Origin of the sequence: Peredibacter starrii, assembly GCF_034259205.1 — a bacterium.
Taxonomy (GTDB): Bacteria; Bdellovibrionota; Bacteriovoracia; order Bacteriovoracales; family Bacteriovoracaceae; genus Peredibacter; species Peredibacter starrii.
Genome location: NZ_CP139487.1, coordinates 3639790 through 3652939 on the forward strand (window position 1 = coordinate 3639790; position 13150 = coordinate 3652939).

Sequence of the window (13150 nt, forward strand, 5' to 3'; positions counted from 1 at the left end):
GATTAGATTACTTAATGAATTTAATCATGACGCATTTTCACTTCGACGTCGAAGTGGATTTGCGTCAACGCCGACTCCTTCGCATCGTGCGACCGTCGGCATACCGGTCTCGTTCGCTACGCTCACTTCCTGACCATAAAAAAGGGCCCGGAACCGGGCCCTTCGGAGGGGTATATATTTTAAGCGGATTTTTCTTCCAAATATTTTTCGTAATATTCTTCTTCGTCATCAATACATCTTTGGATCTCCTGATACTTCGGAGTCTCGTATGGATGAGAATGCATTTTGTTACGTTTTTGATCTTTTTGTTTTTCTACCTGGCGTTCCATTTTATCAACCACCAGATCAAGTGACTTGTACATGTTGTCAGCACAAGCTTTGGCGAAGAAATCAAACTTCGGCCCATGAACTTTAATCTCTGCCCAGTGTTCATCATTATGAACCCAGCAGAACCATTGTACGGTCGTGTTACCTTGGAAATACTTTTCAAATTTTTCTGATTTTTCGCGGATGCGCTCGTCAAGTGCGGGAGTGTGGTCTAGGTGCTTAAAAGTAATTTTTAATTTCATAAAACGTGCCTCTAAAAAATTTTGTAATCGCACACCATAAAAACTAACCAAAATTTATGTCATTATCACCTCCAGGTTTGATTACTTCTTGCGCTTCGACGAAGGAGCGATGCCCATCATCTCACGATACTTAGCAACGGTTCGGCGAGCTACTACGATATCTTTAGTACTTAAAAGTTCAGAAATTTTCTGATCTGAGAGCGGACGCTTAGGGTCTTCATTCCCGATCATTTCTTTGATTTTAAGTTTCAAGCTTTCGCCTGCGATATCAATACCGCCGTTCTTACCGCCAATACCGGCGTTAAAGAAGTATTTAAGTTCGAATGTCCCGATCGGCGTGTGCATAAACTTATTGGTCGTCACACGTGATACAGTTGATTCGTGCATGCCAATCTCGTTGGCGATGTCTTTCAGAATCATTGGTTTTAAGAAGGCAGGACCTTTTTTGAAGAACTCTTGCTGAGTGCGAACGATTGAGTTCGCCACTTTATAAATCGTCTTCTGACGGTTCTCAATGGACTTAATAAGCCACATTGCCGCACGAAGTTTGTCTTGAACGAATTCTTTTGCTTCCGCATCCGATTGCCCGCTCTTGATCAGTGATTTATAAAGATTCGAAATTCGCAGACGAGGAACACCTTCATCGTTTACCTGCACAACAAATTCGCCACCGACTTCGGCCACGAAAATATCAGGTACCACATACTGAGTTTCCTCAGAGGAGATGAGGCGTCCTGGTTTAGGATTCAGACCCATGATGATGAGTTCAGCGTCCTTCACCTTGTCTTTCGAAACTCCAAAATCTTTTGCGATTTTGGCGTAATCTTTTTTCTCGAGGTCTTTTAGATTTCTTTCAATGATAAGCTCTACCAGAGGAGAGCGCTCCTCAAGCATGCGCGCCTGAATCCCCAGACACTCTTCCAGGTTCTGAGCACCACATCCAACCGGGTCCAGGTGTTGAACCAGACCAAGCATACCAAGTGCCTCGTCACGGTCGGTGATATTTGAACGGGCAACGATTTCATCAAATGGCACTTCTAAGTAACCATCATCATCAATGTTACCAATCAAATCGAGACAGAAATTCAGATAATCTGTATCAAGGCTTTCCATACGAAGCTGCCACTCAAGGTGTTCCTGAAGTGACTGGCCTTTTGAGACCATGTTTTCGTAGCTTGGTAGATCATCCGGAGAAGTTGCTTCTTTCATGTTCGGAGAAGATGAAGAAGAACTATTAAATGATTCTGAGTAGGACTCCCAATCGAAAGTGTCTTTCGAGCCTTCGATCAGTTCAGGGCCAGAGAAGTTTTCTGCAGTGGCCTCTTGTGTTTCCATTTCTTCGCGGGTGTCTTCGGCCGGACCTGCATCCATTTCACCGTCAACTTCTTCCAGCATTGGGTTCTCAACCATTTCCTGTGAAATGAGTGTAGTCATTTCAAGGTGGGTAAGAGTCAGAAGCTTAATCGCTTGCTGAAGCTGAGGCGTGATCATTAGGCTTTGCGTTTGCTTGAGCCCTTGATGCATTTTAATCGCCATTTGAAATCCCCTACATCTTAAATTCTTCCCCTAAGTAAAACTTACGGGCAATTTCATTATTTATGATCTCGTCCGGTGTTCCGCTTACAAGTAGTTCACCGCGACTCATAATGTATGCTCGATCTACAATTCCCAGGGTTTCTCTTACGTTGTGGTCCGTAATCAAAACTCCGATGTTCTTCTGCTTCAAGCGTTTGATGATCGACTGGATGTCATGCACTGCCAGTGGATCAACTCCCGCGAATGGTTCGTCCAGAAGAACAAACTTCGGATTAAGTGCCAGCGATCTCGCAATCTCAACCCTTCTTCGCTCACCACCGGATAACTCTCGTCCTTTCGATTTACGGATGTGATCCAAACCAAAATCGCGAATAAGATCATCCAGGGCGTTCTGTCTTTCCTTATCGGAAAGATCTCTCACTTCCAACACCGAAAAAATGTTCTCTTCTACCGAAAGTTCTCTAAAAACAGAGGCTTCCTGAGGAAGATAACCGATTCCTTTTCGGGCCCTTACGTGAAGCGGTAGTGAAGTGATGTCATCACCGTCTAAGTTAATCTGACCTCTATCAGTTTTAACCAGACCTACCATCATATAAAACGATGTTGTTTTACCGGCACCGTTGGGACCTAAAAGTCCTACAACCTCGCCTCTTTCAACATCTATGCTCACACTTTTTACGACCTCACGGCCATTATATGTTTTCTTAAGATCTCGAGCGTGAAAGCTTGCATTCATAAAAACTATTCCTTTAGTTTCTTTTCGCGTTTAATTTGCATATCAGACATCGCATCATCTACTTCGACCAGCTCAGTATTCTCGCGGATCGTAATGCGGTAGCCTTTGATGACATCCTTGCCCATCTCAACTCTTGGTGCACCTGAGAGCACCATTTTTTCTTCGCGTCCAAAACCTTCCAGTCTTTCCGCGTATGCTTTGCGCTCAGTAACTCCCTCAGGAGTTTCCAATCTTTCCGTCACCTTCACATCGTCATTCAGGACGAAATACTTGAGACTTTTATTATAGTTTTCAAGGAAGACATCGGCTTTTCCGGCAGTTATGAGGTATCCATCACGCTTCATCATCACATCCCCACGAAGCTCAGCGAGAGATTTATTCCCATCCATCTGAAGTTCTTGTGATGCAAAAGTAAGACGACCTTCGTATTTTTTCTTTCGGGCCATGAAACCCTTCACATTGCCTTTGAAGGTTGAAAGTTGCGATTGAGGATTGGCACGCATTTGCAGTGAAGTGATTTCTACATGATCTTTCGATTTCAAATCATCGCCAAAAAACTTCACGTCCCCTGTTCCGATGATGAGATCTTTTTTAAAGTAGTATTTGACCTTGTCCGCGAAATACTGTGCTTCATCAGAGAGGACTTCCACTTTTCCATCGAGATTCAGAAGATCTTTTTTCTTTTTATAAAGACCGAAGTCTGCACTGTAGCGAATGGTTTTATTTTTTGCCTGGTAGTTATAAACACCCTTGGGAAATTCAAACTCTGCCATCTCCTCGCCTTGCGAGCGCATTTTATCTGCAGCAAGTGACATCTGAGGCACGCCTTCTTTTAAGTGAAAGTAATCGAGCTTTTCAATTTCAGTAAACTCCGGGGCCACGGACTTCGCCACTCGGTTTGCATCCACTGCTTCTTCATCTTCTAAAAATGAACTCGCTACAATGAATCCATTGAGGGCAAGATAAACTAAAATAATTATTATTGATTTAGGATCTCGTATCTTCATTCTTACATTATACTCTTTTCATTAATTCCAGATAGTTAAAGAAGCTATTTGCCTAGCTTTGTAAGGGGAAAACAGGTGACGTTTTTCCTCGGTTTTTGTAGCTTATTCGCATGCAAAATCAATCAGTTCAAGAAGGCCACACATTGGCCGATCTAGTTGCCTCTGGCGTTAAGTTAACTCCGATGATGGAGCAGTACTATCAGGTCAAAAAACAATATCCTGATATTCTGCTGATGTTCCGCATGGGGGATTTCTACGAAATGTTTTTTGAAGATGCTCGCGAGGCCGCGCGTATTCTCAATATCTCCCTCACTGTTCGCGGTAAGCTTGGTGAAACGCCCATTCCAATGGCCGGCATTCCTCATCATGCTGCTGCTACATATGTAGACCGTATTTCCCAGCAAGGAAAGAAAGTTGTTATTTGTGAGCAACTGGAAGATCCAAAATCTGTGAAAGGAATTGTGAAGCGTGGTGTGACTCAGATTGTGAGTCCAGGCATGCCTTACGATCTGGATAAAACAACTTCGACTGAGAACAAGTTTCTTGCCGCTGGTTTTAAGAATGGTACTTCATTCATCCTGGTCCTTTTAGATTTCACCACAGGTGACTTCTACGGAGTGACTTTCAAAACGATTGAAGAGTTCTGTGAAAGACTTCTCATGGTTCGTCCGAAAGAATTCATTTCTTATATGGGCCAATGGGAAAATTATCCGATGGTGGATGACTATCTTCACTCAATCGATGCACTTAAAACTCATCTTTCTGAAGAGTATTTTGAAGAGAAGCATACTGGTTTCTACATTCAGAAACTTATTCCAACGTATCAGCGTGACGGTATCATCGCTCAACTGCCAGCGGTGCTCTCGCCTCTTGGTGCTTTAAGTTACTATGTGACTTCAACGCAGACTCTGGAAAAGATCAGTCACCTTCGTCCTTTTAAAATTGTGAATAACGAAGAGACCATGAAAGTGACCTACGCGACACTTTCAGGACTTGAGATTTTCCCACGTTCTCGTGAAACAGAAATGAATTCACTCCTGGGCTTCATGGATAAAACGAAAACGTCGATGGGTACTCGTTACCTTCGCCAGTTTTTCCAGTCTCCCCTTTGTGAAGCTGCACCAATTCAAAAACGTTTGGATCTCATTGAAGGCCTGATCAAGAAGCCGGACTTCATTAAGTCTCTTCGCACTCACCTGCAAGACGTGCGTGATATGGACCGTATCATGGCGAAAGTTTCAACTAAGAAAGTGAATGCAGGAGATGTTCTGAATCTTGCTCACGCTTTTGAAACGTTCCTAGCGGTTGAAAAAGAAATGGACGCAGCTGGCTTCAGCTTCTTCCAGAAACTTCCTAAAAAAGACATGGAATTCCTCCAGAAGCTTGCTAAGGACATCCGCATTTTCATCAATGATGAAATGGGTGCTCATGCCGACAAAGGTAACCTAATCCGTCCAGGTGCCTCAGCAGAAAGAGATCGTCTGGCGAATCTTTCTAATTCAGCGGCTGATGAGATTTTAAAAGTAGAAGCGAAGTACCGTGCAGAAACTGGCATTGGTAACCTTAAAATTAAACACAATAATATCTCTGGCTACTTCATCGAAGTATCAAACTCTCACCTCTCAAAAGTTCCTAAGAGCTTCATGAGAAGACAAACGCTGGTAAATAACGAGCGCTATGTAACTGCTGAACTTGAAGCTTTTGAAAAAGAAGTGACTTCAGCTCTTGATAAACTTGTTCGTCTTGAAAAAGAAATTTTCGAAGGCTTCAGTAACAGAATTGAAGAACAATCTCACCTGATCCTGGACGTTGCTAAACGCATGGCCCAGATCGATGTGTTCCAGTCCCTGGCGTGGATTTCACTTCAAGAGAACTTCGTACGTCCTACTCTTCACGCTGATCGCAGAATGGTGAAGATCACAGGAGCATGGCACCCACTTATTAAACGAAATATTAAAGATAGTTTCGTCACACACAACGTGACTCTGGATGAGAGCTGCTATTTTGGTCTTATCACAGGACCCAACATGGCCGGTAAAACAACGGTTATGCGTGAAGTGGCGATCATTCAGTATCTAGCGCAGATGGGCTGTTTTGTTCCTGCTCACTCGGTGGAACTGGGAATTTGTGATTACCTCTTCTCTCGTTTAGGCGCTTCGGATGACATCATCAAGGGTCAATCGACTTTCATGGTGGAGATGGCAGAGACGGCAGAAATCCTTCGTCACGCTACCGATCGTTCACTTATCATCCTGGATGAAATTGGCCGTGGAACTTCAACTTATGATGGTCTTTCAATTGCGTGGGCGCTGGTTGAACACTTTGTAAAAAAACTAAAACCAATCACTCTTTTTGCGACTCACTATCATGAGCTGATTGAACTGGCAGAAACTCTTCCGGAAGCGAAAAACTTCACTGTTCGCACTGAACAGAAAAACGGCAAGGTTCAATTCCTGTATGAACTTATTGAAGAAGGTGCGACTCAGAGTTTCGGTATCCACGTGGCCGAACTTGCGGGACTTCCGCGTGATGTGCTTAAACGCTCACGTGAGATCCTAAAAGAGCTTGAACAAAACCATAGCTCAACTCCAAAAGAGATCGTTAACAGCAATCAATTAACTTTCTTTGGTGCTCCTCAAGAGGCCCCAGAAGTTGAGGTAATTCCGGATTATTTAAGTACCCTGGAAAGTGATTTAAAGGCCTTAGACGTAATGAACCTTACTCCTATGCAGGCCCTTCAAAAGCTACACGATCTTAAGAGTCAGATGTTGAACCATTAAACTAAACTTTTACCTCTAAAAACCGAAAGGTTTTTAGAGGTAAATATGGGTCAAATCGATTTAACTGAATTCGCACTTCGAGAACAAAAACTTCCAAAAAAACTATTGGTCCCTGGAAAAGAAGACCCTACTCCGACCTGGAAAATCCTGGCCGCTCATTACCTCGATTTTATGGCCGTAGCCATATTTACTTCGTTCAGTGCTGTCATGTTCAATCAATCGATCAAGCTCTTCATGACAACTAAAAGTCTTCGTCTTGCTTTTGATGAACAGGCCATTATTTCGCTCGCAAGTTCCCTTTTGCCAATGATGCTCTTTTCGTACTTCTTTTTAAGCTATTTCCTGAATCAGGGTCAAACCTGGGGCATGTTCACTTTCAAGAAGCGCATGAAAATGCCTTCTCAGAGCTTTAAATCTGCCTTCTACTGGGCCGCTCATTCCCTCTTCATGTGCATAACCGGGGGCCTCTTTTACCTCGCTAAAAGAGAAGAGTGGCAAAACCTTCAAAAGCACGACTACCTCTATCACGAGATGCTTCTTCACAAGGAAGACTACAGCATTGATCTTTTAAAACGGATTGATGAACAAGAAGTGGTCTACGAGTACGCCGAGGCCGCTTAACCTTTGAGCTTTTCTTCGAAAGCAGTAAAGATCTTTTTGAAGTGACCGTTGTCATAGTACTCACGTCCCCACGTGATAAAGTCTGTGATACTGGTCTCGATGTTTTCACCATCATCAATAAAGTCCACCAGGTCTTCCACAATGATAAATAGCGCCGGTAAATGACCGATGCGTGCGGCATCCATAGCACGAGGGAAACCACTACCATCTTTTATTTCATGATGCTGGAGAATGATTTGATCCACGTCAGGCGAAAACGAATCCAGAGTCTTCACTAATTTTGAGGCCTCAAAAGGGTGCATACGATAACGAATGGTCTCTGGTGATTTGTCACTTGTATTAGTCGCCTTCCTGTCCCACTCGCGAAGATTTTCATAAATTGATTCATCAACTGCCACGTCGTGAAGTAAAGCGGCCATCGCAAGTTTCACCTGCCCACTTTCTCCAATCCAGCCGATTGATGAGCCAAAAGCACATACCATATAAGTGAGAAGCCCCACATGACGGGAATAGGCCGAAGTTGGGTTAGCAAGTCTGCGCTTGAGCACACTTACGATATTATCGTTCTTGGAAAGAATTTTTACCGCTTGAGACACACTCTTCTGGGCAGCAACTAAAACTGACGGGGACCAATTCATCGCCTTGGCGATTTGTTCAATAGATTCGACGTTTTCAATCGCAAATGAAATTCCGTCAACTGTGTCGCCATTCTCGACATTGATTTCTTTTTCAAGAAACTTCAGGAACTCTTTACTGTCTTCATGCCTAATAAAAAGCTCTTTAATTCCCTTTGCCAGAAGTTTATTGGCATCAGAATCAAAGAAGGGCTCTCCTTTATGAATGATTTTCACGAAGTTTTTATCAGATAATTTCAGATACAAATCAAAATGTCCCATTCCTAGACGAAGCAACGTCGGGATCTTAATCGGAACATGGGTCGGCTGTAGTGATTGAAGTGTAGAAATGCTTTTCACTAAGTAAGTAAAAGAACTCACACTCATCGGCTTTTCAATCAACGCTGTTACCAGCGGGTAGAAGCTCATGAATTTGTCCTGGCTTGAATCTTCAGAACAAACGATCAGAGGAGTTGAGAATTTTTCTACATCCAGATGGCGATAGAACAATGAATCTTCTTCAGTGAGATTTCGATGATCCATGATGATCATCTCAGGGGTGCCTCTTTTTTGGATAATTTCCAGCCCACGTAGAGAATCTTCGAAGGCAAAGATCTCTCCGCCATAAAAGCAGCTCAAAGCTGTTTCTTGAAGATTCAAAATCTCCGGATTAGGATCCATGAGAAGGATGTACTTTGAAGAATTATTCACCCATCTATAGTACCACTCTCCTGCCCCCGTGATGACGAGGCAAGAGTTGCTTAAAATTCAGTGGTTTGAGGATGATTTTATTAGGCCGAACTTAACTACCTAAAGACTTAGTGCCTAGCATTTTCGACACTTGCTTTAAGTGCCTCAAACACCTTCTTAAAATTCCCTGAGTTATAGCGGCTTTCTTTGTCTTTCAGAAATTGCAGAACTTTAGAATCAATCTCTTTGGATCCCTCAATATAAGAGAGAAGATCCTCAGTGATAATAAAGACAGATGCCATCGGACTAATACGACTTGAAGTAAGCCCTCTTGGAAAGCCTTGTCCGTCCTTCGTCTCATGATGCTGAAGAATAATTTGATCAACGTCAGGTGGAAGACCTTTCATTGTTAATAACAAATTAGCAGCGTCCCCTGGATGATTGCGATACTTCACAACTTCAGGAGTTTTATCTGCTGGATCAGAGGCCGCTTGGTTCCACATGATAGGATCTTTATAAACTTCTTCATCAATCGTGAGGTCATGCATAAGTGAAGCAAGACCAAGTTTCATTTGAGTCGATTCACTCGTCCAACCTAATTGATAACAAAAGCCACAGGTAAGAAGAGACATCATCCCAACATGACTGCAATACGAAGAAGAAGAATTTTTCAGTTTGTTTTTCAGAAGCTTAAGAATGCTCGGTTCTGTACTCACTGCTTTCACAGCAAGATCCACACCACGTTTGGCGGCACTCAACACTTCTGGGGTCCATCCTAAAGAAGCAGCAAGTCTCTCAATAGATTCGAGCGACTCTAAGGTCAACACCGTTAAATCCAGTGGAGTGTCCTGCGATTTAAGAAGTGAGGTCATATTCTGTTCAATGTTCTTTAAGTAACCTTCGGCATCTTCATAAGTCACATATAGGTGATGAAGACCTTTAGAAGAAAAACGTGTGGCATCTTCAGACATAAAAGCCTCTCCAGCATTGATGACCTTGATGTACTTTCCTTCTGATAACTTCATATAGAGGTTGCAGCTACTTGAGCCCCAACGCATAAGAAGTGAAATTCGGACCGGTACAAAATTTGGAGGAGTATCTTGATGTCCGATAATGGCATCAACTGTATCAATCAACGGTCTGAAAATTCTCGGCTTTTCGATATAACCCTGAAGACCCGGCATGCGGGCCTCCAGAACACTTTTTGGATCAGAAGAACAAATAACGAAAGGAATTTTCCACTGACGCTCAACCAGAGACTGATGAAGAAACTGGCCGTCTCCATCCGGCATCCTTAGATCCGAAATGATAAGAACTGGTTTGCCTTTCTCTTTCATCACCTGCAAAGCATGGTGGCCCGAACTAGCTGTTGCTACATCTAAAGGAAATGATCTTTTAAGAAGCATCTCACAGATGTCACGAATATCGGCCTCATCATCCACTACAAGGATGTAACTCATTATATCCCTATTCCTCTAGCCATTTGAATCCAAGCTCTTTGGTTTGAGCTGGATTTGGTTTTGAAGGTGAACTTGCCATAAGGTCCGTCGCAGAAGCTGTTTTAGGAAACGCGATTACGTCACGGATTGAATCCGTTCTTGCAAGTTGCATGATCAAACGGTCCATACCAAACGCCATACCTGCGTGTGGAGGTGTTCCGAATTTAAGCGCTTCAATGAAGAATCCAAACTGATGTTGAGCATCTTCTGGTGTGAAACCAAGAAGTTCGAACATACGCGACTGTTGTTTGTTATCGAAAATACGCATTGAACCACCGCCAAGCTCGTAACCGTTACAAACAATATCGTAAGCGTAGGCCTTAACGTTCTTGATCAATGATTTATCATTTGAGTAATAAAGCTCCATGTCCTCATCTTTTGGACGAGTGAATGGGTGGTGTTTCGCGTGCAGAGAATTTGTATCAGCATCGTAATCAAAAAGCGGGAAGTCATACACCCATAGGAAGGCGTATTCATCTGTCTTAATGAGGTTCAATGTTTTACCAAGGTGGCGTCTTACAGCGTCCGCACAGTCATGAGCAATGTTCTCATTCTTATCTGCGCAGAATAACCATAGACCATCACCCTTCTCGACTGATTTTTCAGAAAGAGCGTTTAGCATGTTGGCATCAATGAATTTCGAGATACCACCAGAAACAGCACCATTCTCTACTTTAAACCATGCCACACCCTTACCGCCGTAAGGTTTTACAACTTCTGTTAGGGCATCGATGTCTTTACGAGCAAGAGCACCCATTGAAACTGGAACGAACATGGCCTTAACCATTCCGTATTTCGCCGTCGCAACGTCAGCGAATGTTGTGAACGCTGAACCTTTGAAAAGATCCGTTACAACCATTTGCTTTAGAGCAAAACGAACGTCAGGTTTATCTGAACCGTAGTCACGCATAACTTCATCATACGTGATGCCTTTCATTTCAAAACTCTCAGGGAGATTGAAAATGTTTCTCATCATGTGAGTCGCGAGGTTCTTCATGTAATCAAGAGTCGGGAAAGAAACTTCAATATCAATCTGAGTAAATTCCGGCTGACGGTCTGCACGTAGGTCTTCATCACGGAAACAACGACAGATTTGGAAATACTTATCTGTGTTGGCGATCATCAGAAGCTGCTTCAAAGTCTGTGGAGACTGAGGAAGAGCATAAACTTTACCGGGGTGAACGCGTGATGGAACGATATAGTCACGAGCACCTTCCGGTGTCGTTTTATAAAGGATTGGAGTTTCAACTTCATTGAAACCAAGTTCATAAAGCGCCATACGAGCTTTCTTCGTTGTTTCAGAACGAAGAGTAAGAATGTCCTGAAGCTTTTGAGAACGAAGATCAAGGTAACGATAACGAAGACGAAGATCTTCTGTCGCAGGAACTGCACCGTGTGGAAGGAATGGAACTTCTTCAGCAAGAGAAAGAAGTCTGATTTCTTCAACCTGAACTTCTACAAGACCCGTCGCCATTTTTGCGTTTTTCGCAGCATCCGGACGAGCAACAACTTTACCTTTCGCCAGAAGAACTGACTCAAGAGAAAATTTTCTTAATTCGTTGATGTCACCTTTGAAGGCCTCAAAGCCAAGTTGAGTAACGCCGTACTTATCACGCAAGTCTATGAAGTGAAGAGCACCAAGGTTACGGTACTTATTCATCCATCCACAAAGTGTTACTGTTTTACCGATATCGGACTCCCGCAATTCTCCGCAGTGGTGTGTGCGCATTGAACCGGGTAGATTTTTGGCCATTTGAAAACTCCTAAGGATCGCATAGACTTATGTAGTGATCATACCTGATTCAGGAATAAACTTCATGAGAAAATTTCTTACCTTCGCCCTTCTCTGTACACTCTTTAGCTGCCAAAGTGTGTCACGAGATCCACTCAAAAAAGTGGAGTTAGTTACGCCAACCGGTGCAAAAGTTGAAACCACTCTCGCCATTTCAGAGGCTGACCAAAATCAAGGGCTATCTGGAGTTAAAGAAAATGACTTTGATGATGATCAAGGAATGCTCTTCTTCTACGCTGAAGACTTTGAGAAGTATTTCTGGATGCCGGACACTTATTTTGATCTGGACCTGTTCTACATGGACAAGGACCTTAAGATTCTCGACATTGTTCGTCGTGCTCCCCACTACGTCGGTCGTGCCAATCCTGAGCTCATCCCACGCATTCGCGGAGTCTGGTGTCGCCACGTATTGGAGATGAAATCTTCCTCAGAAATCGCCAAAGCACTTAAGATTGGTGACAAACTAGAATGGAAATCAACACTCAGTCTCCAGGAGACCGAGGCCAAAGCTAAAAACGTAAAATAGAAATTACAAATCGCGGTTTGTTTCAGGTGCGTCTGCTGACTCACCTGCAAACAGAATCAGAAACTCATCCGCCGCGATTACACCCAAGTGCTCTTTCGCAAGCGAGCGCTGAAAGTTACGATCCGTCTGGATTTTCGTAATTTCAGTCTTAAGCTCTCTGTTTTCTTTTTGAATTGAAGCATGCTCTTCAAGTTTTTCCTTGATAACACCTTCGGTAGAGAAATAGTCCCACACACCACGATCCATACAAATCAGACGCAGAACCAGAAGTCCGATGACTGACCAGCCTATCTTAGTGAGTAAGTTCTTTTTGAGTTTATCTTTCTTTTTGCTGGAAGTGTTTGTCGAGCGGGCCGGACGTTTTTCAACGACCTCTTCCTCTTCTACTTCTTCTTCCTCATCCAGATATTCAATGGGAGTCTCTGAAAGTTCACTCTTACGGTGCTCAATCAGATCAGTATTGTCCGCATGGCCAATGGCCTTGCGAGTAGCAGTTGTTTCGAAATAAGTTGGCGCAGTTGTAGAGTCGGCCGCAAAGGGGCGATTAAATACGTTCTTTCGTGTGCGTAATCGTTCACGGCTCGGTGAGGATTTCTCAGAGGATTTTGACGCGAAAGGTGATTCTACTTCTTCATACTCGTCGTAGGACGGTCGATTCATTCTTAATTCCACGCAAAATACATCCTGTATTTTTGGACACCAAGCTGCCCATGTTAATTTAGTGTGTTAATTCCAATTTAACATGGTCAGCTAAGCGCTACAAGTATTTAAAATAATAGA

The 13150-nt window shown here is 43.2% G+C and carries 11 protein-coding genes; 3 read left to right on the forward strand and 8 right to left on the reverse strand.

Annotated features, from left to right (window positions below):
- Positions 1-179: 179 nt before the first annotated feature.
- The 4 genes from hpf to SOO65_RS18230 form a co-directional block, all read right to left on the reverse strand.
- Positions 180-569: a ribosome hibernation-promoting factor, HPF/YfiA family gene (hpf, locus tag SOO65_RS18215; RefSeq protein WP_321393776.1), complete on the reverse strand. Its 390-nt coding sequence runs from the start codon at positions 567-569 to the stop codon at positions 180-182.
- A gap of 81 nt (positions 570-650) precedes the next feature.
- Positions 651-2105, reverse strand: a complete 1455-nt coding sequence (rpoN, locus tag SOO65_RS18220; RefSeq protein WP_321393782.1) for an RNA polymerase factor sigma-54 — start codon at positions 2103-2105, stop codon at positions 651-653.
- A 10-nt stretch (positions 2106-2115) separates the two neighbouring features.
- Positions 2116-2841, reverse strand: a complete 726-nt coding sequence (gene lptB, locus SOO65_RS18225) for an LPS export ABC transporter ATP-binding protein (protein ID WP_321393784.1) — start codon at positions 2839-2841, stop codon at positions 2116-2118.
- A 5-nt stretch (positions 2842-2846) separates the two neighbouring features.
- Complete coding sequence (locus tag SOO65_RS18230) at positions 2847-3848, reverse strand: LptA/OstA family protein (protein WP_321393786.1); 1002 nt, start codon at positions 3846-3848, stop codon at positions 2847-2849.
- A gap of 110 nt (positions 3849-3958) precedes the next feature.
- Here SOO65_RS18230 and mutS point away from each other — a divergent pair, with 110 nt between their 5' ends.
- Both mutS and SOO65_RS18240 read left to right on the forward strand, forming a co-directional pair.
- Complete coding sequence (mutS, locus tag SOO65_RS18235; protein ID WP_321393788.1) at positions 3959-6628, forward strand: DNA mismatch repair protein MutS; 2670 nt, start codon at positions 3959-3961, stop codon at positions 6626-6628.
- A 45-nt stretch (positions 6629-6673) separates the two neighbouring features.
- The gene (locus tag SOO65_RS18240; protein ID WP_321393790.1) at positions 6674-7249 is read left to right on the forward strand and encodes a hypothetical protein; all 576 of its coding nucleotides are present in this window, start codon (positions 6674-6676) and stop codon (positions 7247-7249) included.
- Here SOO65_RS18240 and SOO65_RS18245 read toward each other — a convergent pair.
- The 3 genes from SOO65_RS18245 to aspS form a co-directional block, all read right to left on the reverse strand.
- Positions 7246-8574, reverse strand: coding sequence for an HD domain-containing phosphohydrolase (locus SOO65_RS18245; protein WP_321393792.1), 1329 nt, complete (start codon positions 8572-8574; stop codon positions 7246-7248). The two genes, SOO65_RS18240 and SOO65_RS18245, sit on opposite strands and share 4 nt — an antisense overlap.
- Before the next feature lie 107 nt (positions 8575-8681).
- Positions 8682-10013, reverse strand: coding sequence for a response regulator (locus tag SOO65_RS18250; RefSeq protein ID WP_321393796.1), 1332 nt, complete (start codon positions 10011-10013; stop codon positions 8682-8684).
- A 7-nt stretch (positions 10014-10020) separates the two neighbouring features.
- Positions 10021-11805, reverse strand: coding sequence for an aspartate--tRNA ligase (gene aspS, locus SOO65_RS18255; protein ID WP_321393799.1), 1785 nt, complete (start codon positions 11803-11805; stop codon positions 10021-10023).
- A 64-nt stretch (positions 11806-11869) separates the two neighbouring features.
- On the opposite strand from aspS, the gene SOO65_RS18260 reads away from it, so the two are divergent.
- Positions 11870-12370: a DUF192 domain-containing protein gene (locus tag SOO65_RS18260; protein WP_321393802.1), complete on the forward strand. Its 501-nt coding sequence runs from the start codon at positions 11870-11872 to the stop codon at positions 12368-12370.
- Positions 12371-12373: 3 nt separating this feature from the next.
- Here SOO65_RS18260 and SOO65_RS18265 read toward each other — a convergent pair whose 3' ends face one another.
- Complete coding sequence (locus SOO65_RS18265) at positions 12374-13030, reverse strand: FtsB family cell division protein (RefSeq protein ID WP_321393804.1); 657 nt, start codon at positions 13028-13030, stop codon at positions 12374-12376.
- Positions 13031-13150 lie beyond the last annotated feature (120 nt).